This window comes from Microbacterium schleiferi (genome assembly GCF_015565955.1).
GTDB lineage: Bacteria > Actinomycetota > Actinomycetes > Actinomycetales > Microbacteriaceae > Microbacterium > Microbacterium schleiferi_A.
Window position 1 is genome coordinate 922,083 of record NZ_CP064760.1, and the last position, 24,351, is coordinate 946,433.

At 64.4% G+C, this 24,351-nt stretch carries 23 protein-coding genes; 20 read left to right on the plus strand and 3 right to left on the minus strand.

Annotated features, from left to right (window positions below):
• Positions 1 to 88: 88 nt before the first annotated feature.
• The 15 genes from IT882_RS04365 (at position 89) to IT882_RS04435 (ending at position 13,773) form a co-directional block, all read left to right on the plus strand.
• Positions 89 to 871, plus strand: a complete 783-nt coding sequence (locus IT882_RS04365) for a hypothetical protein (protein WP_195693325.1) — start codon at positions 89 to 91, stop codon at positions 869 to 871.
• A gap of 9 nt (positions 872 to 880) precedes the next feature.
• Complete coding sequence (locus IT882_RS04370; RefSeq protein ID WP_195693326.1) at positions 881 to 1,675, plus strand: hypothetical protein; 795 nt, start codon at positions 881 to 883, stop codon at positions 1,673 to 1,675.
• Positions 1,675 to 2,142: a hypothetical protein gene (locus tag IT882_RS04375; protein WP_195693327.1), complete on the plus strand. Its 468-nt coding sequence runs from the start codon at positions 1,675 to 1,677 to the stop codon at positions 2,140 to 2,142. The genes IT882_RS04370 and IT882_RS04375 overlap by 1 nt, the downstream gene beginning before the upstream one ends.
• Positions 2,143 to 2,325: 183 nt before the next feature.
• Positions 2,326 to 3,351: a phage tail tube protein gene (locus IT882_RS04380; protein ID WP_195693328.1), complete on the plus strand. Its 1,026-nt coding sequence runs from the start codon at positions 2,326 to 2,328 to the stop codon at positions 3,349 to 3,351.
• On the plus strand, positions 3,351 to 3,821 hold the full coding sequence (locus tag IT882_RS04385; RefSeq protein WP_195693329.1) for a hypothetical protein: 471 nt from the start codon (positions 3,351 to 3,353) through the stop codon (positions 3,819 to 3,821). The genes IT882_RS04380 and IT882_RS04385 overlap by 1 nt, the downstream gene beginning before the upstream one ends.
• Before the next feature lie 9 nt (positions 3,822 to 3,830).
• Positions 3,831 to 4,190, plus strand: a complete 360-nt coding sequence (locus IT882_RS04390) for a hypothetical protein (protein ID WP_195693330.1) — start codon at positions 3,831 to 3,833, stop codon at positions 4,188 to 4,190.
• Between the two features lie 217 nt (positions 4,191 to 4,407).
• Positions 4,408 to 6,336, plus strand: a complete 1,929-nt coding sequence (locus tag IT882_RS04395) for a phage tail tape measure protein (protein WP_195693331.1) — start codon at positions 4,408 to 4,410, stop codon at positions 6,334 to 6,336.
• Complete coding sequence (locus IT882_RS04400; RefSeq protein ID WP_195693332.1) at positions 6,333 to 7,163, plus strand: hypothetical protein; 831 nt, start codon at positions 6,333 to 6,335, stop codon at positions 7,161 to 7,163. The genes IT882_RS04395 and IT882_RS04400 overlap by 4 nt, the downstream gene beginning before the upstream one ends.
• Positions 7,160 to 8,290 carry a hypothetical protein gene (locus IT882_RS04405; protein ID WP_195693333.1) on the plus strand — a complete coding sequence of 377 codons (1,131 nt, stop codon included), beginning with the start codon at positions 7,160 to 7,162 and terminating at the stop codon, positions 8,288 to 8,290. Before IT882_RS04400 ends, IT882_RS04405 begins: the two co-directional genes overlap by 4 nt.
• Positions 8,283 to 9,149 carry a hypothetical protein gene (locus tag IT882_RS04410; RefSeq protein ID WP_195693334.1) on the plus strand — a complete coding sequence of 289 codons (867 nt, stop codon included), beginning with the start codon at positions 8,283 to 8,285 and terminating at the stop codon, positions 9,147 to 9,149. The genes IT882_RS04405 and IT882_RS04410 overlap by 8 nt, the downstream gene beginning before the upstream one ends.
• A gap of 9 nt (positions 9,150 to 9,158) precedes the next feature.
• Positions 9,159 to 9,701, plus strand: coding sequence for a gp53-like domain-containing protein (locus tag IT882_RS04415; RefSeq protein ID WP_195693335.1), 543 nt, complete (start codon positions 9,159 to 9,161; stop codon positions 9,699 to 9,701).
• A 2-nt stretch (positions 9,702 to 9,703) separates the two neighbouring features.
• Positions 9,704 to 10,444, plus strand: a complete 741-nt coding sequence (locus IT882_RS04420) for a M23 family metallopeptidase (protein WP_195693336.1) — start codon at positions 9,704 to 9,706, stop codon at positions 10,442 to 10,444.
• Entirely contained in the window at positions 10,441 to 10,725 is a 285-nt protein-coding gene (locus IT882_RS04425; protein WP_195693337.1) for a hypothetical protein, read from the plus strand. Before IT882_RS04420 ends, IT882_RS04425 begins: the two co-directional genes overlap by 4 nt.
• Before the next feature lie 17 nt (positions 10,726 to 10,742).
• Positions 10,743 to 11,039 (plus strand): hypothetical protein, encoded by a 297-nt coding sequence (locus tag IT882_RS04430; RefSeq protein ID WP_195693338.1) that lies wholly within the window; start codon positions 10,743 to 10,745, stop codon positions 11,037 to 11,039.
• Between the two features lie 313 nt (positions 11,040 to 11,352).
• Positions 11,353 to 13,773 (plus strand): hypothetical protein, encoded by a 2,421-nt coding sequence (locus IT882_RS04435; RefSeq protein WP_195693339.1) that lies wholly within the window; start codon positions 11,353 to 11,355, stop codon positions 13,771 to 13,773.
• Here the strand turns inward: IT882_RS04435 and IT882_RS04440 are convergent.
• From IT882_RS04440 to IT882_RS04450, 3 genes are all read right to left on the minus strand, one after another.
• Positions 13,770 to 14,816, minus strand: coding sequence for a glycosyltransferase family 4 protein (locus IT882_RS04440; RefSeq protein ID WP_195693340.1), 1,047 nt, complete (start codon positions 14,814 to 14,816; stop codon positions 13,770 to 13,772). The two genes, IT882_RS04435 and IT882_RS04440, sit on opposite strands and share 4 nt — an antisense overlap.
• 509 nt (positions 14,817 to 15,325) lie before the next feature.
• Positions 15,326 to 15,649: a DUF4429 domain-containing protein gene (locus tag IT882_RS04445; protein WP_195693341.1), complete on the minus strand. Its 324-nt coding sequence runs from the start codon at positions 15,647 to 15,649 to the stop codon at positions 15,326 to 15,328.
• A gap of 35 nt (positions 15,650 to 15,684) precedes the next feature.
• Entirely contained in the window at positions 15,685 to 16,467 is a 783-nt protein-coding gene (locus tag IT882_RS04450; RefSeq protein ID WP_195693342.1) for a tyrosine-type recombinase/integrase, read from the minus strand.
• Between the two features lie 628 nt (positions 16,468 to 17,095).
• On the opposite strand from IT882_RS04450, the gene rho reads away from it, so the two are divergent.
• The 5 genes from rho (at position 17,096) to IT882_RS04475 (ending at position 24,261) form a co-directional block, all read left to right on the plus strand.
• Positions 17,096 to 19,276: a transcription termination factor Rho gene (gene rho, locus IT882_RS04455; protein WP_195693343.1), complete on the plus strand. Its 2,181-nt coding sequence runs from the start codon at positions 17,096 to 17,098 to the stop codon at positions 19,274 to 19,276.
• 29 nt (positions 19,277 to 19,305) lie between these two features.
• Positions 19,306 to 20,388 carry a peptide chain release factor 1 gene (prfA, locus tag IT882_RS04460; RefSeq protein WP_195694087.1) on the plus strand — a complete coding sequence of 361 codons (1,083 nt, stop codon included), beginning with the start codon at positions 19,306 to 19,308 and terminating at the stop codon, positions 20,386 to 20,388.
• Positions 20,389 to 20,519: 131 nt separating this feature from the next.
• A complete protein-coding gene (locus tag IT882_RS04465) occupies positions 20,520 to 20,915 on the plus strand; it encodes a hypothetical protein (protein ID WP_324253957.1) in 396 nt (131 codons plus the stop codon).
• A 41-nt stretch (positions 20,916 to 20,956) separates the two neighbouring features.
• Positions 20,957 to 22,690: an amidohydrolase gene (locus IT882_RS04470; protein ID WP_195693345.1), complete on the plus strand. Its 1,734-nt coding sequence runs from the start codon at positions 20,957 to 20,959 to the stop codon at positions 22,688 to 22,690.
• Positions 22,687 to 24,261 (plus strand): MFS transporter, encoded by a 1,575-nt coding sequence (locus IT882_RS04475; RefSeq protein WP_195693346.1) that lies wholly within the window; start codon positions 22,687 to 22,689, stop codon positions 24,259 to 24,261. Before IT882_RS04470 ends, IT882_RS04475 begins: the two co-directional genes overlap by 4 nt.
• The last annotated feature ends 90 nt before the right edge of the window (positions 24,262 to 24,351 follow it).

Genomic DNA, 24,351 nt, shown 5'->3' on the forward strand with positions numbered 1-24,351 from the left:
AGTCGCCCCCGATCAGGGCGATCAGGTGTGGGGTTGGGGTTCCTGTTCCCCACCCCCGCACCGACCCAACAGGAAAGAGAGAGAACCAGTGAGAACACGAGACAAGGTCACGATCGCGTGGATCGACCCCGGCCAGGTTGATGGGGCGTTCATGACGTCGATCATCGAGGTGATGCGTGCCCGGTCTGACCGGGTCGACGGAATCATCCGCATCGAGGGCGGGTTGCTGTCACGTCAACGCAACGAGGTCGTGAAGACGTTCCTTGATCACATGAACGCCGAGTGGATCCTCATGATCGACTCGGACGAGCAGCTCAGCGTTCCCGCGTTCGACAAACTCGTATCTGCCGCGCACGCCGAAACCCGGCCCGTCGTGGCTGGGCTCTACTTCGGGACATGGCCGTCACCGGGCCTGCTGCCACGGCCCGTCCCTCACCTGTACCGGCAGGCCGACGACGGTGTGTCGGTGGAACCGGTCATCAACTACCCCGAGAACGAGGTGATCGAGATCGACGCCGCAGGCACAGGGTGCCTGCTCGTGCACCGCTCGGTCCTCGAAGCGATCCGTGAGAACGCGGACCCGCACGAGGGTGACGCGTGGTGCTGGTTCCGTGACCTTCCCCTGAACGGGCTGTGGCTCGGGGAAGACCTCTACTTCTGCCGGCGTATCAAGTCGCTCGGGTTCCCGATACACGCTCACACCGGGGCGATGCTCCCGCACCGCCGCCGCTACTGGCTCGACGACAGACAGTTCCTCGCCGCCCGGGAGGTCGCTATGGAGAACCAGACACGCCCCGTCGAGCAGCCCGAGGATCGCCCGGAGCAGCCCGACCGGGACACCGCAGATCACCGCCCGCTCGTTCACCGGTAGGAGGCTCCCATGCCCATCGACCTCGGCACCGAGCAAACCGTCACCTGGACGACCACAACCTCGCACACGGTCACCGTCACGGTCACCCGTCCCGACGGGACACAGCTCGACGCGGTGTCTGCTACGGAAACGTTCGACACGTACTCTGCGACGGTCGCCACTCCTCTCGCGGGACGTTACCTGCTCCGGTGGGATGACACCACTGCAGACGTTGTGTACACCGACACGATCGATGTGTGGCCCGCTGACCCGCGATTCCTGATAAGCGTCGACGACGCTATGGAGTCGTTGCAGTGGAACACAGCATCGAAGGCCGACACTGCAAGTAGGGACATGGTGCGGCTCTACGTTGCCGCCGCGACCCCGATCATCGAAGACATCGCTGGGGCGGTCCTGATCCGCACGGTCGAGCAGTACGCGGACGGCGGCAAGACGGGCGTGCTTCTGTGGGACCGACCGTCCGAGGTCTTGTCCGTCGAGGTAGACGGAACCGCGATCACCGATTACGTAGTGAACAAGTCCGCCGCGATTCTCAAGCGCGGCAAGTATGGTGAGCGATTCGACCCTGGATTTCAGGTAGTTCGCATCCTGTATCGCACCGGGTCGGAAGGTGTGGCACCGAACCTGCAACTAGCTACCCGAGAACTGGTGCGCCACCTATGGCAGGTGGGACAGCAGACCATCGAGGGTGTGCCTGGCTCGTACGGTGACCGCCCGATGGGTGTCACACCGTCCGGGTTCGCTGTCCCGAAGCGCGTCCTCGAGCTTGCGTCCGCGACTCATTCCCTCCCCGGGGTTGCGTGATGGCCGGTTCCAGGACAAGCACCGGTTTCTACGTCCTCAAGAAGGCGTTGTTCGACGCTGCCGTGTCGGTGTTCCAAACCTCGGCTCCGGAGTTTGAGCAGAACTGGGGGCGCGCGATCCGCGCCCGGGGGCAGTGGGCGAACTGGGTCGGTGGGGACACCGACCAGCAGCCGGGACCGTTCGCGCCGACGAAACCGCGCGACGAAACGCTGCGGGTCCAGGTCGAGTTCTGGGCTGTGCGTTCGGGACCTATCGGTGCGGCGCGTGAAGCGGAGGAGTACCTGTACGACCGGGTCGGGGAACTCGAGGAGTACGTGCGGGAGAACACGACGCTGGGTGGTGTTGCCCGCCACTGTTTCCTCAGCCGTATCGAGGTTGACACGCTCTCGTATCAGGCGAAAGACACGACCGGCTATACGGCCGGCGTCGGCCTCGAATTCGAGGGCCGTGTCCGTATCACGGGATGAAAGGAACCCCAGAAATGCTGCTTACACACCGGTCGCCGCAGGGGCGACTCCACATTCCTACCGCGGGTGTCGTTGCCCCGGTGTCGAGTTCGAGGTTTCCGACGAGGTCGGGGCTGGTCTGCTCGCACAGTCCGAGGTGTTCACGCAGGTGGCGCCCACACGTAAGAAGGGAAGTGAGTCCTGATGGCAAGCATGGTCGAGCATCAGCTCGGGTTCAAGAAGGAATCGACGTTCGGCACTGCGGTTACCGTGGACCGGTTCCTGGAGTTCAACAGTGCTCCGCCGAAGTTCGAGAAGACGATCGAGCAGGGTGACGGTGCGCGTCCTGGTGGGCGTGTGGAGCGCGGTAAGCACCGGTCGGTGACTGCGACGCGCGGCACTCTCGACATTGAGCAGGTTGTGATGTCCAGCGGGTTCGGGACAATGTTCGAACTTCTGATGGGCACGGGTTCCTCGGAGGAGGTTTCGACGGACCTGTACCAGCAGTTGTTCACGTTCGGTACCACGAACCGGAAACCGTCCGCGACGATCCAGGTCGGTGTTGTGATGGCGGACGCGTCGGGGACGGTATCTCCGATCACTCTCGTCGGTGCGTTCTGCAACAGCTTCGAACTGTCGATCGCGCAGGCAGGGCTTCTCACGTTGAAGTCGTCGTGGGTGGCGAAGGAGTACAAGACCGACGTCACTCTCGCAACTGCGTCGTACGCGGACGACACGGAGGATTTCCAGTTCGTCGGTGCGTCGCTGATCGTTGGCGGTTCCGTGACTGTCCCCACCTCGACGGCGCTCGCGTCTGGCGGCACCGAGGTCGGGACAGTCACCGATTTCTCGATCAGCGTGGATCACGGCGGCGATGAGGGTCAGGCGTTCATCGGCGGCGGTGGGCTGATCGGACGCGCCGGGGTTCCCGGTCGGGCGATGATCACCGGTTCGATCAAGCAGGAGTACCAGTCCAACACGTTCCGTGACGCGGTCCTCGCTGACACCCCTCTCGCCCTGGTGGCAACGTTCGAGGGGCTCACCGACATCACGTCGGGAAACAAGCCGACCGTGCAGATCGTGTGCCCGCAGATCCGGTTCGACGATGGTCTTCCGGAGCCGGACACGGAGAACGCGCCGGCACAGGATCTCACGTTCAAAGCGTTCGATGATGACGTGGCGGCGCAGGCGATCTACCTCGTGGTCCGAACCGGCGACACTGCACTCTGATGGCCGAGCAGGGGATCCAGTTCAGCATCGATTCCCCTGACCTGCCCCACCTTCTGCGGAAGCTGAAGGAGATCAACCCGAAGCTCGCGACGAATCTGCGTCGCGAGCTTCGGGCGACTGGGGAGGACATCATCCGTGCGCAGCAAGCTGAGCTGGCGCAGGGCGGGCCGTCAACGGCGGGAACCCGTGAGGAGATCGGTTCGGGGTTGAAGACCCGGATTGTGGCGGGGAAGACCCGGCAGGGCATCGACATCAAGACGACCGGACCCAAGCGTGACGGGTTCAACATGGCCCGGATCTTCCAGGCGAAGTTCATCCGTCACCCGGTGTTCGGTTCGGATACGTGGGTTGAGCAGCAGGGGCGCCCGTACTTCTTCAAACCCGCCACAGGTGAGTTGCGGGATCTGATGCGTGACCGCATCAACGACGTGATCGCGGACGCGGTCGAACAGGCGAACAGGACGCTCTAGGAGGGCGCAGTGAAGATCAAGATCAAGGGCATCGAGCATGAGCTTGTGGTCCGGAAGACGACACGGATTCTGGCTGAGTTCCAGAACGAGTCGGGCATCAACTTCTCTGAGTGGGAGAAGAAAGACGCCGCCGTGTACGGGACCGCGTTCGCGGCGTGGTGCGCGCTGCGTAACGCCGGTTACGAACCGAAGTGGGACGACCTGATCGACCGTGACATTGACGAGTTCGAGGTTATCCAGGAGCCCGGTGACAGCCGGGATGAGAAGCCGGGTGATGTCGCGGACCCTCCGGTGCCCTCCCTGCCCATTTCATCTCCGGTCGACGCTCCGGTGGGCGAGGTTCCGGGCGGGCAGTTGAGCGAGGGCTAGAAGCGCTCACCGCCTTCAACCGTGCCGAACCGTGGGTAGCGGATCAGATCGGGAAACGGTTTATCGGGATCGCGCATGTGTTCCCCGGGTACACGCTGCCCGTGATCGACGACATGGAGTACGGGCATTGGGTGATGCTCGCCCGCGCGTACGACGAGCACGTCGCTGAGACGCAGAAGCAGAAACGGAAGATCGGGCGACCGGGGAGGCGACGCAGATGACCACCTCCACCGACTACCTGATCAAGGTTCTCGCGGACACCAAGAACGCCGATTCCAACCTGAAGCAGTTCAGTAAGCGGTCTGCACTCGTGGGCGCGGGTCTCGCGGCTGCTGGTGTGGCTGCTGCTGCTGGCCTGTACAAGATCGGTGAGACATTCACGGACGTTGAGAACACGATCCGCGTCGGGACAGGAGCAACCGGAGCCGCCCTTGACGGGCTGGTGGATGTCGCGAAGGACGTCGGCAAGGAAGTTCCCGCTTCGTTCGATCAGATCGCCCCGGTGGTCGCTGACCTGAACACTCGCCTCGGGTTGTCCGGCGACACGCTCGAGACCGTCGCGTCGCAATACCTCGAGGCGGGCCGGATCCTCGGCGAGGACGTCGATATCCAGGGCACCACGGCGGCGTTTACCGCGTTCGGTGTTGAGGGTGACGCGGTGTCCGGGGCGATGGACACCCTGTTCCAGATTTCGCAGGCGACCGGTGTCGGGTTGAACGAGCTCGCTGCTGGCGCGCAGGCGAATGCCCCTGCGTTGCAGGCGCTCGGGTTCGGTTTCGAGGACGCCGTGTCGATGGTGGGTCTGTTCGATAAGGCCGGCCTGAATTCGACGCAGATCATGACGTCAATGTCGCGCGGGCTGGTGAACCTTGCGAAGGACGGGGAACAGCCCGCGGAAGCGTATCAGCGGGTCATCGGGGAACTGCAAGGGTTCATCGACACCGGGGATACCGCGGCTGCGTTGGATCTCGCAGGGCAGGTGTTCGGCACCCGTGGTGCATCCCAGTTCGTCGGCGCATTGCAGTCGGGCGTTCTGAACATGAACGACCTGATGGCCGCGACCGGCGCAACCGGTGACACGATCCTCGGCGTAGGCGAAGAGACCATGACATTCGCTGAGCGGTGGCAGCAGACCATGAACACCGCAATGGTCGCGCTCGAGCCTCTCGCAACATCCGTGTTCACAGCTCTCGGTGACGGGCTCGAGGCCGTGATGCCGTGGCTGACACAGTTCGGTGACTGGATCGCGGAGAACCAGTGGGTTCTCGCGGCGATCGCGATCGCTATCGGTGTGGTGCTGGTCGCAGCTTTCATCGCGTGGGCCGCGGCCATCTGGGCGGCGAACGTCGCTTTGTTCGCGAACCCGATCACCTGGATCATCCTCGCGATCGTCGCGCTGATCGCCGCGGTCGTCGCGCTGGTATTGAACTGGGATCAGGTGGTCGCGTGGATCACCGACGTGTGGTCCGGGTTCATCTCGTGGATCACTGACGTGATCGACGGGTTCGTGGACTGGTGGAACGGTGTCTGGACCGAGGTTGGGAACTTCTTCCGCGACGTGTGGGAAGGGTTCCTGAACTGGGTCAAAGACCTGTGGATCGGGTACGCGACATGGCTATACGGGATCCTCGACGGGTTCGTGTCGTTCTGGGCTGGCGTGTGGGACGGGATCGGGCAGGTCTTCCGGAACGTGTGGGAGGGTCTGGTCGGGATCGTCAAGGGCGTGTGGAACGGGATCCTCGGTTGGATCGAGGGTGGCGTGAACGGCGCTATCGACCTGATCAACAGCATGATCGACGGGGTGAACGCTGTCGGTGGGGCGTTCGGTATCCGCATCGACTACATCCCGAACGTGCGTCTCCCACGCCTCGCTGAGGGCGGTGTGACGTCTGGTCCGACGCTCGCGCTGATCGGGGATAACCCGGGTGGCCGTGAGGTTGTGGAGCCCCTCAGCTCGTATGAGGCGCGTCTGGACCGCGCGTACCGGGCAGGGCAACAGCAGACCACCACCGGTGGGGATGTTGTTCTGGTGTTCGAGGGTGACGCGGCGATGTTCCGTGACTTCGTGAAAGTCCGTGTCGCGGAGGGCATCGACGATTACGACCGGAAGTCCGCGATGACCATCCGGATGGGAAGGCAGCGATGACTCTCACCGTGACCGCGACAGCCCGCACCGACGCGGCACCGTGCCCCCGGGTGGAAGTCCTCATCGACGACCTTGACGAGGACGTCGCGACAATCACTCTGTACCGGGTAGCTGAAGGCAGGACGTGGCGTGCCCGGGGAGCAGTGTCGGCTAGTGTCTCGACAGGTTTCCAGGTGGTTGACGTGGAGGCCCCGTTCCAGACCGAGATGCAGTACCGGGCTGAGATGTTCGATGTGGACGGGATCAGCCTCGGGTACACACCTACGGCTACGGTCACGCTCGATGTCGCAACAACGTGGGTGCATAACCCGTTGGACCCGTGGAACGCGGTCGAGATCGACCTCGCGGACAGCAGCGGGAAAGCGTTGACGCGGCCGGTGAACGGGCAACGGTACTACCCGGAGCAGCGTCCCCTCGCCGTTTTCATCACCGGCCGGCGTCTCGGGTTGCAGGGCGTGGAACTGTTCATGTCCACGGACAGCGCGTCTATTGCCACCAAGTTCGAGTCGATGATCGGCGGTTACGAAAACCAGTCCGTCCCGGTGCTATGTGTCCGCACCCCGCCCCTGATCGACATTCCTCGGACGTTCTTCGCGGGCGTGCTGTCGCCGAAGGCGGTCCCCGTGAACGTGCACCTCGGCGGCACTTTGCGGCGATGGGAACTTGTCGCTGACGAAGCTGAGCCGCCGTTCCCGGGGATCATCGTTCCCCTGCTGACGCGGGACGACATTGATGCAGCGTTCGACACCCGCGATGAGATGGATGCGGCGTACGCTACCCGCCTCGACATCGACCGTGACTTCTCGAAAGCTGGTGGCGGGGAGTGAGGAAGCACAAGCCGCAAACCGCTGACGTGATCTCTGGTGGGTCGTTCGGGTTCACGATCGTCGCGGATGTGATGCAGGGCACGAAACGCGTGTTGCAGGACGTGTCGTTCACGGACTGGACGTTCACGGGTGACCTTGACGCGAACGTGAAGACGTCGGGGACTGTGACCCTGGTGGTTCAGGATGACTTCGCCCGGTCGTATTCGCCGCGGCAGATCGGTGACGCACTGTCACCGTTCGGTGGGACTGTTCGTGTGTACGCGCTCGTGTCGTTGGGTGCCTATGAGGACCGGATCCCGATTGGGACGTTCCGGATCACCGATGTCCCCTCGTCGATGGACGACAAACTGTCCGTGCATGGGCGGGAGTTGACGGTCGGTTCGGTGGTCACGTTGACGTTGATGGACCGGTTCTACGAGGCCGATGTGCCGTTCATGCGGCTTGAGAACCCGTCGTCGTTGACGTCGGCATGGTCGGAGCTGATCCGTATCGCCCGGCTGCCGGGGACTAGGAACGTGGATGATGCGGCGATCCCGCGGAGTGTGGTGTACGCCCGGAACCGGTTGGATGCGGTGCAGCAGCTCGCGCGTGTCCTCGGTGGCAGGGCGTACATGCGTGCTGACGGGACGGTCGGGATTGTCCCCGATGACCTGGGTGACGTGGATGTGGTCCTGAACTTTGGGCAGGTCGACGGGAAGATCATCGACGTCGCACAGTTCATGTCGTCGGCGGATATCTACAACGCGGTGTTCGGGGATTTCGAGGACGCGAACGGTCGCCCTATTCACGCGGAGGACATGATCCGGTCTGGTCAGCTCGCGGTGACGGGTCCGTTTGGTGAGCGGCCGATCGAGTACCCGGCTGATCAGCGGGAGTTCATCAAAACTCAGTCCGCTGCTGACACGGCGGTGGCGAACTATCTCGCGAAGGTGTCGAAGGGTTCCCCGTTGGAGGTTCCGGTCACGTTGACCGTTGACCCTCGGCTGGAGTTCGACGTGGTTACGGTGAACCGTCCCGGTGCTGGTGGGGAACCGGACCCGGCGTTGGCTTTCACGGGCCGGGTGTGCCGGTGGACGATGACGAAGGACCAGCCGATGCAAGCGACGGTGAGGGTCCCGAATGCGTAGCCAGGAATGGGTTGCCCGGTCCCTCGCTGATGTGCCGGTGGTCGAGTCGATCGTGGGGGTTTTCGTTTCTCAGGACGGCCCGGTCGCGACGGTCGATGTTGCTGGGCGCCGGTTGTCGGTGAAAGCTGCGACCCAGTTGCGGGTGTTGCCGTCTGACCCGGTCAGGTTGGAGCGGCGCGGCCCGGATCTGGTTGTTGTGGGGCCGACGGTAAACCGGGCCACGTTGGGGAAGGTGACCGTTGACGGTAACCCGGCGACGGTCGAGTACCCGGATGGTTCCGGTGTGACCGCTGAACTTCCCGTGGTTGACGGGCTCACGGTCGAGGTTGATGATCCGGTGATCATTGACTGGTCGTCTGGTGGGACTGTCCTCGCGGTGGTGGCTTCGCCGACAGCGACGGAAACCCCGGATGCGCCTGCGGGTTCTGGGCAGACGGTGACGGTGCAGTTGTTCGCTGACCAGTCCGGGTCGTACGGGTCGTCGTGGTGGACGGATGAGGTGTGGGCGTCGAGTTCGTACGTGGGTGGGTGGTTTTACGGCACGAAGATCAAGGATTCGATTCCGGACGGTGCGGTGATCCTTGCCGCGTCGATCTACCTGCCGGCGAAGTCGACGTTCGGTGACTCGCCGAACTTCGGTATCCACAACCAGGCTGTCAGGCCAGCGGGTTCGTTGACGGTTTCCTCGACGGTTGCGTTGAGCCCGCGGGTTGGGGAGGTTCCTTTGCCGACGTCGTGGTTCGACACGTTGAAAGCGTCGGACGGTGGTGTCGGCGTGAATCACGGTGGCAGGAACGTGTACCGCTCGGTTGGGGCGGATGGGAACAGTGGCCGGCTGACGGTCACGTATAGGACGTAGGAGGCAGGGATGGCCGCTGATGGTACTGCGGGGGCACGGTTGCAGCCCCAGTTTCTGGGGTCTGGTGCGCCAGCGACGGCTGAGGATCTGAACATCATCTCGGATCACGTCGCGAAGATGGGCAACATCATGGTGTTGTCGACCGCGGATCGTGAAGCGTTCGAGTCGGACGGTTGGGAAGGGCTGTACTGTCACGACACCGACGAAAACCTGCTGTATATGCATGACGGTTCCGCGTGGAAAGTTGAAGGGGTGGCGTCACTGCCGCCCTACAACTCGAGCACCGTTGCTTTCACGGGGGTGCCGTTCATCCGGGGCGGTATCGCGTCGGGAACCACGAGCGGTACTGGTGTTCTGACTCACACGTTCCCGGCCGCGTTTCCCACCGCGTGCGCGGGTGTGCTGATCATGCCGCACCAGAACTCTGGGTATGCGGCGCAGAATCTTCCCGTGCTGGTTCAATCGTCGGTTTCGGCGACGGGCTTCCAGACGTTGTGGGCGTCGGCTGCTGGGGTGGCGGTGGCGTTGCCGTACATCGCGTTCGGGTACTGACCGTGGGTGTTTTCGACTGGTTCACGAAGTACGAAGTGACGTGCGATTGGGATTGCCACCGTGCTCGCGGGTCTCGCGGCGGTGAGGATCGTCGCCACCCGGTCGGGTCGCCTGTTCTCGCCCCGTACGACGCGACCGTGACCTACGGGATGTACGACGACGGCGCGAGCTACGTGCAGTTCAAGTACACGAACGGGTACGCGCATCAGGCGATCCATGTGCAGAAGGACGGACGTGTCCCGAACGGTTCGCGAGTCGCTGCCGGAACATCGTGCGCGATCACTGACGGGCGCCGGGGAACCTTCGGAGCAGGTACGTCCACAGGCCAGCATTGCCACTTTCAGGGGCACGCACCGGACGGGACGCGCATTCCGTGGCAGGACGTTCCCGCACCGACAGCGCATCTCGCCAGCATCAGTTTCCGACCGTTCACGATTCCTGAGGAGATCGACATGACATCGGCACGCATCATCAGCTACGCATCACCGACGCACCGCAACGGGATCGTGCTCGCCGCGCCGGGGTTCTGGAACCCGTTCACGGGTGAGGAATGGGCGTACTTCTCAGCCACGAACCTCGCAGAAGACATACCGATCCACGTCCCGATCAACGACCGCGCGTACGACCTGGTGAAGTCGATCTACTCCCCGCAGGGCGTGGACGTAAAAGTCGTTGCTGATAGTGATGCGATCGCGCAGGCGACGGTGCAGGCGCTCATCGACCGACTCGGGAAAGCATCGTGATCATCGACATTCCTCCCGGCTGGGCGCTGGTCGCTGCTGCTGTAGCTGCCGGAATCCTCACGATCCTTGGGAGCATCGTGATCTGGTGGCTACGGCAGCTTGAGAAACGATCCGACACGCAAGAAGCGAGGATCGCCGCGCAGGACGCCCGTATCCAGAAGCTCGAGGCGCGGGACCGGAAGTCGTGGATCTACATCCAGTCCCTCATTCTCTTCGCCCACACTCACGCGCCGGGTATCCGGCTACCCGATCCGCCCGACGGGTGGATGGAAGACGACTGACCTGGGAGGGTCCACCAATGAACACACGTCAGGATCTGATCCTCGCGACCATCCGCACCGCCATTCCCGGCGCTGTCGGGTGGGTTCTCGCGTACCTCATCGCCCGCATCCCCGCAGTCGGGGACGTGATCGCGTACGTCGATGGGATTCTCGCGGAATCCGCACCCGGATACACCGTGTCGGTGATCCTCACTGGTGCGTGCGTCGGCGCTGTGATCGCCGCGTACTACTGGGCTGCGCGTGAACTGGGGAAGAAGTGGCCCGCGGTGGAACGGTTCCTGCTGGGTTCCGCGAAGACCCCGACCTACAACTGAACTTCAGAGAGGGAACACCATCATGGGTTTGCCTGCCTACATCCCCACCCGCACGGTCGGTTTCCGCGGCGTCCTCGAGCTCGAGCAGGGCAAGGGGCTGACCGCGAGGGTGGCTGTTCGTTCGTCGGGTTCGCTGCGGTTGGCTGACACGGGTGAGCTGTTCGAAACCCTCGGTGGCGTGTTCTCATCCGGGCGGGGAGCGTCGGTCACGTTCGAGCTTCCCGTCACGGACGATGATGGCTGGTTGACCACAGCGAACGAGATCATTGACGTGTCCGAGGGTGGGGCGTACACCCACACGTACACGGCGGTCGTGACTGTGCTGGACGCGACCGGGCAGCCGGTGGGGGACAAGTACGAGTACGGGCCGTTCGTGGTGCCGGCGTCTGAGTCGACGCTTTGGCTGGACGAGCTTGAGGAGCAGACCACAACGGCTGGTTCGGTGGTGGCTCGCCCGACTGTGTACGCGGTGAACGGTCAGGATGGTGAGGTCACGATCACTGCCGCCGGCCTGGGCGCGTACGTGAAGCCCAATACGGGTGTCCCGAAGACGGATCTCGCTGCCGCTGTGCAGACGTCTCTCGGGAAGGCCGATGATGCGCTGCCGGCGACAGAGAAGGGCGCGGATGATGGTGTCGCCGAGCTCGTCGACGGGAAGGTCCCCGCTGCGCAGACGGACATGGCCGCCATCGCCGCAGCACCTGAACTATCCGCTGCAATAGCTGATGGACTCGCGGTCTTCTCACTCGGCGACGCAACCGAAAACGACACGGATCGGATCAACACGGCGCTGACGGCCTGCCGTCTCGCTGGGGGTGGGGTCGTTTACGGGAAGCCGGGTGCGGACTACAAGATCGACGACACGCTCATTATCGGAGCTGGTACGTTGCTGGACCTTGGAGCCTCTGACCTGACGCTTCTGCCTGGTTCAAACTGCCAGATGGTCACGAACTACAGCGACCGCGTGCCTGTCGGGACAGCCACTGATGCGGCGGTTACGTCGGGGAGTGCAGTCGTCACGACCAGCCTGGCGTCTGTCGCAGCGGTCGGCATGACCGTCTATGTCGACGGTGCTGGGTCCAACGGCTACGGCGAACTGATCGGCCTCGTCGGATCGGTTGACACCGGGGCTGGCACGATCACCCTCCACAAGCTGCATGGCACGACAATTCCAGCAGTAGCAAGCGCTACGGTATCAGGTGCGAACATTCAGCTGTCGAACGTCGATGCCGATGTCCACATCAGAATCCGCAACGCGAAGCGGGGGGCGAACGGCCCCGACTCCGGCGTTGCTCGCGGCTCGGCTATCGCGGGTCACTCGATCTTCCTACGCGGCGTTCGCCAGTACAGCGTCGAGGTGCAGCGCGCCACATCGACTGCGGGCATCAGCTTCATCTGGCCGACGAACGCCTCCCACGGCACGGTGCGACTCTGGGATGCCGATGTCCACCGCACGGGGGTGCAGGTCGTCGGCCCAATCTTCGATCTCCGCCTGTATGCGCGCGGGCGTTGCACAGACGACCTCGTGAACCTCTGCGGGAACGTCTACCGTGACCAGACCAACACGTCCGGCGATGTCGTCGGTGTCACCATCGAGGACATCGTCAACTCCGGAACGACCAACGGCTCGGCCTTGAAGATCAACCCTTGCCAGGGGAACTTCGTTGACGGTGTTGTGGTCGAGGGCCGGATCGGTGGCGTCCGCAACGGCGGAGCAGCATCCCGTATCACGATCATGGAAGACATCGTGGAGGAAGAAACCACAGGCGGTACCTGCGGCTCGATCGACCTGGGCGTGATTGACTTCCCGGCGTCATCCAGCGGCGTCCTAGGCTTTGGTGGCGTGGCCATACGGTCACTGAAGGCGCATGTGATCGGGCGTACTGTCCACCCGGTTCGCATCAACCCTGGCGACGGGAACACCACCCCCCCGGTGATTGAATCAGTGGATCTGGCTCTCGACTTCACTGGAGATATCGGTGAAGGCGTCCAGTTGCTGAACTATGCAACAATCGGCACCCTGAAGCTGCGGGTAAAGAGCTTCACGCCGTCTGCGGACAGATCGTTCCTTCGTATGAACTCGGCAAACGCGAGGGTCCGACACCTGATCTTGGACACCCCGCAGATCACTGTTGGTCGGGCCACGACGGTCGGCCTGGTTCGTCTTACGGCAGGGACCGTCGATCGAGTCTCATTCATCGACCCGAACATCGTTTGGCCCGTCACCACGAACGGTTGCGTATGTGTGCTTCTGGAGGGTGCTACGGTCGGCGGCATCCTCTTTCGTGATGGCGAGGTCGCGCTGGGTGACTCTGTTGTGCGAGCCAATTCGGGGGCCGTCTCGACAGTTCGATTCGATGGGTTCCGGCACAACGCAGGTCAAAGACTGTTGCACTCGGGACTCGCGACCGTCGTTCATCTAGACGCCGCCCGTCGGATCGACTGCACCCAGTACGCGCTCTACCCCCAGTCCGCCGCAGTCGCCCTCACTATCAGGGGAACCGGGGCAGAATCGTCAGGATCAAACAGCACGGGCAACGTGCTTCTCAACACCAACGGTGCCGCTTCAGTGCCGTACTCGCTTGGTATCCGCGGGGACGCTTCAGTATTCGGCAAGGCGGCAGGCGCAATGATGTGGAACACCAACGCATCGCTAGCGTGTGGTGCTGGTCCGGTAATCTCGGACGGGACGAGCTGGAAGAACCTCTACAGTGGCGCGACGTACACGCCCTAAAGGGCAGCCTCGAATACTTCGCGGTGCCGTATCCGCCAGGTGGTGAGATCGTGGGCCTCGGCCCATTCTCTTGCCACCTGGCGGCGCTCACGTTCTGAGACCGCCAGATCGAGCCCGGCTATCCAGTCACCGTGGACGGGTAACCCGCCGCTTTGCTTCACGACCCGTCGAAAAGCTGCGACTGACCCGTCAACGACGGCGGGCACTCCGTGCGCAGCGGCCTCCAGCAGTACGTTGTTAGGGAGGCCCTCACCGGATCCATCTGACGTCATCAAGAGCACATCTGCGGCCTGGTACAGATCCGTCGGGTCCATGAAGCCGAGAATCCTCACGCCCTCACCGTCACGAAGCGCTGCTCTCAGAGGCCCTTCTCCTGCAATTAGGAGCTGCCCACGCCACTCTCGGCCGATGCGCATAGCAAGCTCCGGGCGCTTCCCTTTGTCGAGCCTGCCTACCCAGATCGCGAGAGGGCCATCTGGGTTCACTCCCAAGCGGTCTCGAGCCTCTGCTTTGATGTCTGGATTCGGCGGAGTTATTGAAGAGGTGTCAACCGGGTTCTCGATGACCACGATCCTGCGCCTGTCGTACACAGTGCCCGTCAGCGACGCGGCAGCTTCCTCGGAAACGCAAATGATCGCTGTGGCCTCCCTGGAAGCTCGTCTGTACGCGTTGCCGAGCGCGAATCGCATTCGACCGTTGAAGACGCCATGTTCGGTCCACAGCACCGGCATGTCTTGGGCCAGTTGTCGAGTGAAACCAATCTGCTCGCGTTTGAATTGGACATGCGCGAGGCTGTGATCACGCAGACCGACTGCCGTGTCCAGCCTCTCTTGCTCGCTCCTTAGTTTCGCCAGTCCGGTGAAGAGCGTTCTTGATCCCCACTTCGGACCAAGGTCTACGTCGACTTGAGGTGCGGCCCACCTTGGAATGGACCCGAAGAGTGTGCCAGGTATCCCACCATCGCCGTACAGCATTCGCAGGTACTTCTCTGCCCCGCCATCGACGGAAGACTGCGCGACGACGGCGACGTGTGGCCCGGTCAATCTTCGATCCCAGTCCCGGACCAGCGCGCAAAGGGAGGGACAGAGCGTGTTACGTGGGAGTCATCCGCGATTGAACAGTTATCTCCCAGCGTGAGTCCCGGCGCGAAGTCGATTGTCACCCGCCGGCCGATCCTCACTCCGTTCCCGATGACCACACCGTCTCCACCACCAGGCTGAGCGTAAGCGCCAATCGAGGTGCCGCCGCCGATCGAGACATAGTCTCCGATGATCGTGCGTTGTTCGATTCGCACGCGTCCGCGGAACCTCTCGATCGTGACGTTGCTTCCCTTATGCCTGATCTTCATGGCGCAAAGAATATCGTGCGGTCGTTTCGCGTTCGAGACCGCGAAGTTCCGACTAACACACCAATAGCTCAGGTTTCCTTGAATCCTGAGCGTGCAGATTCAAGCCGATCCCGATCCGCTTGAAACTCACAGAGCCCCCGGCTCGACCCCCTCATACTCGAGGGTGGTCGGGTCGGGGGCTCTCTTCGTCGTTCCCTACTGCGGTCAGCTCAACAGCGCACGGTTGATCGCGTCAGCAACCGCCGCGAACTCATCATTCTTCGACGACTTCGTGAACTGGACCGCGTTCGGGTCGTTCTGAACCTGATAGTTCTTGTTCGACACGAGGCTAGACCCGCCCTTCACCGCAACCGACCCGGGCACCGTCAACCGGATATACCCGGCGGTGAGGCCCGCACGTTTGAACTCGACACCCGTGATCTGCTCCAGAGGGATCGTTTTCGTAGCGCCTTTCGTGGTGATGATCACACCCTTGGGGAGCACCTCGATCGAACCGTTCCGGGATTCCGCTTTCACACTGTCGGTCATGCCACCGGATCGTACCGGGCTGGCGGTGCGCTCGTCTACGCCGCAAGGCGCGATGCTTCCGATGCGCGCAGCAGGTCGGGTCGTGTGACGTGCACGTAGCGTGCGGTCATCTCGGGGGAGGAGTGGCCGAGGAACTCTTGTGCGACGCGGAGGTCGTGTCCGGTGCCCTCGTAGACGACGGTCCCGGCCCGGTGTCTGAGGGAGTGGGGGTTTGCGCCGACAGCGCGGCGGATGTGTTCGTAGACGGTGTTGGGGTGCAGGTGCCCGTCCGTTCCTCCTGGGAACAGGTATCCCGCTGGTGCGCGTTGGATGAGGTGTTGAATCTCGGGGGTGAGGTGCACGACCCGGTGCTTGCCGCCTTTGCCGATGACGTGCAGCCATGCTCCGGCTTCGATGTCGTCGGTGTGGACTTTCGCGACTTCGTGCCGTCGGAGCCCGCATTCGGCGGCGAGGCGGATCATCATTTCGGTTTCCGGGTCGGCGTTCGCGATGCCGGCGAGGATGTCGGTGTCGGTGGCGATCCGTGCGGGTCGACGTTCAACGGTGACGGTTTCGAGTTCGGCGGCTGGGTTGTCGGAGCGTCGGCCGGAGGCGTGCATCCACCGGAAGAATCCGCGGAGCCCGGATACGGCGGCGTTGAGGGATTCGTCTGCAGTCCAGTGGGTATGGACCCACTCGTCGAGCTCGAACAGTGTGACTGTGTACGGGTCGATTTCGGTGAGGAGTCGGGCGATGACGGCGCGGCGTTTGCGGATGGTTACGGGTGCGCGTCGTCGACGGTGGAGGTAGTCGATGAATTGGTCGAGTAGTCCGTCCATGGTGCACCTGCCGTTCCGCGTATTTCGCCCCGGCACTCGCCGTTGAGTGTCGGGGCTGAGAATCTATCCGAACGGATGTGACCGCGTTCGGGCATGCTGGTGACGTGTGTGCCTTTACGTGCGCGCTGAGGCGACTAGGCCATCTTCGACGCTGATCTCGTGGGACCAGCGCTCCGCTCGCGCGGTTTCGCTCGCGCCCTTCGTGTAGTACCGGCGACCTTCCCATCCGCACGAGCAGGACGCCTGCCACGCCGGACCGATCGCGGTGTGAACTCGGTTCGCTCGTGCCCGGTGCCCGAGCTTCTCGGCAGGAGTCATCACGCGGCCCACCGTTCGAAGTTGGGTGCGCTGGACGTGCGTCGCGGACGCAGGTGGTACAGTGAAGGAGCACGCGGGGGGTTCCACGTAACTCGTGAATCTGGCCCCCGCCGCATATCTGCGAAGCCTCCGCAATTCCCTCGAACTCCCGACTCCGGGCATCCCTGCCCGGAAGGAATCGAGGAGAGGCAGATGAGCCCGAGACGCTGAGTCCCGCTCAGCACGTCGAGCCCGTCGCGGCGGCTTCTTCATCCGTGCGGATCCGCACATCATTCGATTTACCGCACATTAGGTACACAAGGGAGTACTCGTGGAGTCCATCTCCGAGGTCCACACTGACGCGTCCGAGAGCGACGCCGTCGATCAGACCGCCCCCGCGGCCGCCGAGGCCGCCACTCAGACCGAGACCGCTGACGCGGAGGCCCCCGAGGCAGCGGACGCCGGTGTCGAGGCCCCGGCCGAAGCTCCGGCTGCAGAGGCCGATACATCGGCCGAGGCCGAAGCCGAGGCAGCGGAGCCGTCGACCGCCGACACCGCCGAGGTCGGTACTCAAGCCCCTGAGGCCGCCGAGGCAGAGACCGTCACCACTGACGCGGCTGCGGGCGCTGAGAGCGCAGAATCGACCTCCGCCGAGCAGCGCGAGCCTGCCGCGCCGGCCGAAGCCCCCGCCGAAGCCGCCCCCGCCGAGGAGAAGGCCGCCGAAGCGCCCACCAAGCCTGTCCGCAAGCGGGCTCCTCGCCGAGCCAAGAGCACTGACATTCCCGCCGACCAGCCCGCCGCAGAGACGCCGGCCGAGCCGAAGGCCGAGGAATCCACGGACGAGGCTGCCGACACGAACACGGCTGCCAGCAGCGACAAGCCCGCTGGCCGCGGCAAGTCCGCAGGCCGCCGCAAGGCATCCGACAATGACACGGCTGCTGGCACCGACGAGGCTGCTGGCACTGACACGGCTGCCGGCACCGACAAGGCTGCTGACAGCGACAAGCCCGCCGAGGCCGCAAAGACCGACGACTCGTCGTCGAGTTCCGAGTCCGCCGACGATTCGGGCGAGGAATCCACGCCGAACCGCGGCCGCAGTCGCAACCGCAGCCGGAGCCGCAACCGCGCGTCCGGCAACAGTGGCAGTGGCAACGCAGGCAACGGCAACGCCGGCAACGGAAATGCGGGCGCCTCCGGTGGTGCCGACCAGTCCGCGTCCACGAGCGGCGACGACGAGGGCGGCTCGACCGGCGGTCGGGGCCGGCAGCGTAACAAGCGTCGCGGCCCCAATCAGAACGACGAGTTCGAGCCCGAGGTCGGCGAGGACGATGTCCTGATCCCCATCGCCGGCATTCTCGACGTGCTCGACAACTACGCTTTCGTTCGCACGACCGGGTACTTGCCCGGTCAGAGCGACGTGTACGTCTCGCTCGGTCAGGTCAAGAAGTACAACCTGCGCAAGGGCGACGCGGTCGTCGGTGCCATCAAGCAGCCGCGCGAGGGCGAACAGACTGGCCGCCAGAAATACAACGCGCTCGTCAAGGTGGATGCCGTCAACGGCCTGTCTGTTGACGACGCCGCGACCCGCGTCGAGTTCAGCAAGCTCACGCCGCTGTACCCCCAGGAGCGCCTGCGCCTGGAGACGGCTCCGGAGAAGCTCACGCAGCGGATCATCGACCTGGTCGCCCCGATCGGCAAGGGCCAGCGCGGCCTGATCGTCGCGCCCCCCAAGGCGGGCAAGACGATCGTGCTGCAGCAGATCGCGAACGCGATTGCGACCAACAACCCCGAGGTCCACCTCATGGTCGTGCTCGTCGACGAGCGACCCGAAGAGGTCACCGACATGCAGCGCACCGTCAAGGGCGAGGTCATCGCCTCGACCTTCGATCGTCCCGCCGAGGACCACACGACGGTCGCGGAGCTCGCCATCGAGCGCGCCAAGCGCCTCGTCGAGCTCGGCCGCGACGTCGTCGTGCTGCTGGATTCGATCACCCGTCTCGGGCGCGCCTACAACATCTCCGCCCCGACCTCGGGCCGCGTGCTCACCGGTGGCGTCGACGCCTCAGCGCTCTACCCGCCGAAGCGATTCTTCGGTGCTGCCCGCAACATCGAGAACGGCGGATCGCTCACGATTCTTGCCACGGCACTTGTCGAGACCGGGTCCAAGATGGACGAGGTGATCTTCGAGGAGTTCAAGGGCACCGGCAACAGCGAACTGCGTCTGAACCGTCAGCTCGCCGACAAGCGCATCTTCCCGGCCGTCGACGTCAACGCCTCGAGCACACGTCGTGAAGAGATGCTGCTCTCGCCGGACGAGGTCAAGATCACCTGGAAGCTGCGTCGCGCTCTGGCTGGCCTGGACCCGCAGCAGGCGCTCGAGGTCGTGCTCGGAAAGCTCAAAGAGACCCAGTCCAACGTCGAGTTCCTCGTGCAGATGCAGAAGTCGATTCCGGCGCCGACCTCCAACGGCCACGGCGCAGGCGGACACGGTCACGAGAACAGCATCCGCTGACCGGCGGCATGGAGATGGCAGAGCCGGCGATGTTCGACTCCGTCCGTACGCTGATCGACGAGCACCGCGAGGTGCAGATCGAACTGTCCGATCCGGCGGTTCACGCAGATCCCGCCCGCGCCAAGCGGGTGAACAGGCGCTACGCCGAGTTGAGTCGGATCGTCGCGGCCCATGACGCGTGGGTCGCGGCATCCGATGACCTCACTGCTGCTCGTGATCTCGCGCGCGAAGATGAGGCCTTCGCTGAAGAGGTGCCGGCTCTCGAGGAGCGCCTCGCGGAGACCCAGGAACGACTGCGTCGTCTGCTGATCCCGCGTGATCCGGATGATGCGCGCGACGTGATCATGGAGATCAAGCAGGGCGAGGGCGGGGCAGAAAGCGCCCTCTTCGCTGCAGACCTGCTGCGCATGTACCTGCAGTACGCCGCCTCGAAGGGGTGGAAGACCGAGATGCTCGAGCGCAACGAGTCGGACCTCGGCGGGTTCAAAGACGTCCAGGTCGCCATCAAGGGTTCATCGAGTGATCCTGCGCAGGGGGTGTGGGCCCACCTGAAGTACGAGGGAGGCGTCCACCGTGTGCAGCGCGTTCCGGCTACCGAGTCGCAGGGGCGGATCCACACGTCGACGACGGGCGTCCTGGTGTTCCCCGAGGTCGATGAGCCCGAAGAGATCCACATCGAGCAGAACGACCTCAAGATCGATGTGTTCCGCTCGTCCGGTCCCGGCGGGCAGTCGGTGAACACGACCGACTCCGCCGTGCGGATCACGCACCTGCCGACGGGGATCGTGGTGTCGATGCAGAACGAGAAGTCGCAGCTGCAGAACCGCGAGGCTGGGATGCGGGTGCTGCGCGCCCGACTGCTGGCAAAGCAGCAGGAAGAGCGAGACGCCGCGGCATCCGATGCCCGGCGCTCGCAGATCCGCGGAATGGATCGCTCGGAGCGTATCCGCACCTACAACTTCCCCGAGAACCGCATCGCCGATCACCGAACTGGCTACAAGGCCTACAACCTCGACCAGGTCATGGACGGCGCGCTCGAACCGATCATCGCGTCATGCATCGCCGCCGACGAGGAGGAGCGGCTCGCGGCTCTCGGAGCCGACACCGACTGAGCGCGCTATCTCGCCAGGATGGCCAGGCCGACGGTTCGTGTTGCCTGTCGTGCGCTCACGGCGTTTGTCGAGTGGTTCAGCACGGCGCCCTGTCGCGGCGGGGACGGACACGCTACTGTCGGGGCGTGGTCATGTTCCTCATCCGCGCGCTGATCTTCGTCCTCTCCGCCGCCGTCGGACTGATTGCCGCCGACCTGCTGCTGCCGGGCTTCCGTATTGACTGGTGGGGCTTCGTGCTGGCCGTCCTGATCTTCGCGGTGCTCCAGAGCCTTCTCTCGCCGTGGATCGCGACAGTCGCCAAGCGCAACGCCCCGGCACTGCTGGGCGGCATCGGCATCATCTCGACGCTCGTCGCGCTGGTCATCGTCGTGGTGATTCCGGCCAGCGGCGTGAGTATCGGAGAGCCGTTCGTGCTCACCTGGATCCTCGCGCCGGTCATCGTGTGGCTCGTGACCGCGCTTGCTACCTGGCTGTTGCCGATGATCTTCATCAAGAACAAGGTCGAGGAGCGCCGCTCCGAGAAGTGAGGCGCGACGCCGCCACGGGTCGCCGATCAAGGGTGAGAGACATGGACGTCATCATCACCGCCGGCACCATCATCACGATGGACCCGGAGCGTACCCGCGCCGAAGCTGTCGCCGTCTCGCAGGGACGGATCGTGGCGGTGGGCACCGTGGCCGACTGTCAGAAGGCGCTGCCGGGTGCGACCAGGCACGACACCGGCGCAGCCGCGCTGTTGCCCGGATTCGTCGAGCCGCACTCGCACCCGGTTCTCAGCGGCATGGCGACGATGCCGCCCGCCTACTGGATCGCGCCGTGGTTCGCCCCCACGTGGGATGACGTCGTCGCAGCCTTCCGGACGGCCATCGCCGAAACTCCGGTCGACCAGCCGCTCGCGTTCTTCGGCTTCGACGGGCTCCTCCAGCAGCACGCCGACCCGACCGCTCCCGAGCTCGATGCGATCTTCGGGGACCGCATGGTCATGGTTTTCGGAAACTCGGGTCACACCTCCTATGTGACAACCGCGGTGCTCGAGCACCTCGGTTGGGTGAAGAACCCGCCCACGGACCCGGTCGGCGGGTTTTTCGGCCGCAACGCCGACGGATCCCTCAACGGTGTGGCCACCGAGATCCCCGCGGCGATGGCGCAGGCAGCCCCCGTTCTTGAGGCGATCGCCACGGGGCCGCATCCGCTGCAGGGCGCCGTCGAGTACTACGTGCTCCTGTCATCGGCGGGGATTACCTCGACCTCGGAGCACACCTACAAGACCGAGCTGAAATCCGCGTACGAAACCCTCGCCTCGCTTCCGAACAGCCCGCTGCGCATCTCGCTGTACCACATGTCGACCGAGGCTGACTGTGGAGAGCCGTTCACCTCGGCCGTTCCCGAGGACATGCTCCGTAAGCAGGGCATCAAGCTCTGGGCCGACGGGTCGCCGTGGGTTGGCAATGTGGCGATGAGCTCGCCCTACCTCGACACCGACGTCACCCGCGCCGCGGGGATCGCGCCCGGCATCCCCGGCGAGAAGATGATGAACTACACCCGCGACCAACTCGACGCCCTGCTGGAGGCGCACGTCGGCGAGGGGTGGCAGATGGCCTTCCACGCCAACGGCGATATCGCGATCGACATCGTGCTGGATGCCTTTACGACGGTGCTCGGCCGCCACAACCTGATCGACAGTGACCATCGCTGGCGCATCGAGCACATCGGCGGTGCGCGCGCCGACCAGTTTCCCCGCATGGCCTCCATCGGCGCCGTGCCGTCGATGGGTCCCTTCCAGTTCTACTACTGGGGAGACCTGCTCGATGGGGGCATGTTCGAACCGGCGGTGGGCGGTTCGTGGCAGCGATTCCGAGACGCCTTCGATGCGGGGCTTCCGGTCTCGTTCCACAACGACGGCTCCGTCACGCCGCCCACGCCGCTGCTGAACATGCAGGCAGCTGTCACCCGCCGGTGCGCGTCGGGCACCCTGCATGCCCCCGAACAAGCCGCAACTGTCGATGAGGCCCTGCGAGCCCATACCGTCAACGCCGCGTTCGCCCTGGGACGCGAGCACGAGATCGGCTCCATCGAGGTCGGCAAGTTCGCGGACTTCGTCGAACTCGACGCGGATCCTTACGCTGTCGTCCCCGACAAGATCGGCGCCATCGGAGTGCTCGGCACCTGGCTCGGCGGCTCTCGCGTCGACCTCGGGGAGTTCGCAGCGGCATCCCACCAGGTCGACGACGCCGCGTTCGCGCAGCTGCGCACGTACGGGGTGCCAGCCTGCTGCCACCTCCCCGCGGCGACGGCATCGTGACCGGGTCCGCCGCTGCGTCGGGAGCAGCGCCGGGCGCAGCAGCGAGAAAGGCGACCGCTCTCGCTGTGCCCCTCCTGGGGATCATGGGCGGCATTCAGACAGCCGACCCGACGATTGCCAGCACCGCTCTCGTCGAGTCGGCGAGGGCGCTCCAGATGGATGCGGGACTGCAGGCGATCGCGGCCAGCATTTCGACCCTGATGCTGGCGGCGACGGTGATCACCACGGGCCTGCTCGCCGACCGTATCGGCAGGCGGCTCCTCCTGGTGCTTGCTCTGGCGCTGTCGGCGCTGGGAGATCTGATCGTTGCTGTCGCCGTCGATCCCGCGCTGTTCCTCACCGGGCGGGCATTGGCCGGCGTCGGACTCGGCGCCGTGTACGGCGCGTCCTTCGCCTACATCCGGGCGGTCGTTCCGCAGGGCAAGATCGCCGCGGCGATGGGCTCGTTCGCTGCGTGCAACGCGGTGTCGATGATCGTCGTCAGCTTCATCGGCGGGTCGCTGGCGTCCGTCGACTGGCGGCTCGCGTTCATCGTGGTCCCGGTGGTGACGCTTATCTCCATCCCGGCCGTGCTCGCGGTTTTGCCGCGGCAACCCCGGAGCGCCAGGGGCCCCGCGGACGTTGCCGGCCAGGTCGTGCTCGGGCTCGGCATCGTCGGCGTCCTGTACGGAATTTCGCATGCCGGTGCAGGCATGACCTCACCGCTCACGTGGGCCCCGCTGCTGGCAGGACTCGTGCTGCTGGTGCTGTTCGTCATCGTCGAGAAACGCGGCGCCCACCCGTTCTTCCCCATCGAGTTGTTCCGCAACCCCGGGTTTCTTGCCGCAGTCGGCATGGGAATCGCCTTCAACTTCGCGCAGGCTGTCGGCATCCTGCAACTCGCCAACATCTGGCAGTACGTCTACGGCTTTTCCACCGTCGAGGTGTCCTTGGGGCAGCTCCCGGTCACCGTCATTTCGGTTGCCGCCTCGATCTACATCGGCCGCAGGCTCAGTGCGGGTCTCTCGCCCGCGACCGCGATCGTGATCAGCGGGGGAGCGTCGGTCCTAGGCTTCCTCGCTTTTGCCCTCATCCTGATCTCGCACGAATTCTGGTTCTTCCTGCCGGGCATGCTGCTGATCGGCTTCGGGATGAGCGGTCTCGTGCCCTACGGCGCCCTCGTGCTGCGGCTGGCTCCGCCGGCGCAGTTCGGCGCGGTGACGTCGTCGCGAACGACGATCGGGCAGTTCGGCTACGCCGTGGGGCTCTCGGGAAGCATGATCCTTGTCGACGCGATCACGCGTGAGGGCGTCATCCATCGGCTCAAGGATGCCGGAGTCACCCCGGCCCGCTACGGTGAGGCGCTCGACGCGATCTACGCATATGCGCAGAACGGCACGGTTCCCTCCGGAGACAACGGGACAGCGCTGCTCCAGGGGGCTGCCGCATCCTACGAGGTCGCTTTCGTCACGACCATGGTGGTCACCGCCGCCATCGTCGGAGTGCTCTCGCTGCTCACCGTGTTCGCCCTGCGTCGATTCGAGAGGACGCTCCCAGCCTCGAAGCCAACCAGCCCGAGTCCAGCCTCCTAGATAACCCTCTTCGTAGGGATCGCAGGATCACGCGAGGTTCGCACGATTGTCGCGGCATCCTGCGACGTTCGCACGATTCTGCGAAGGTCG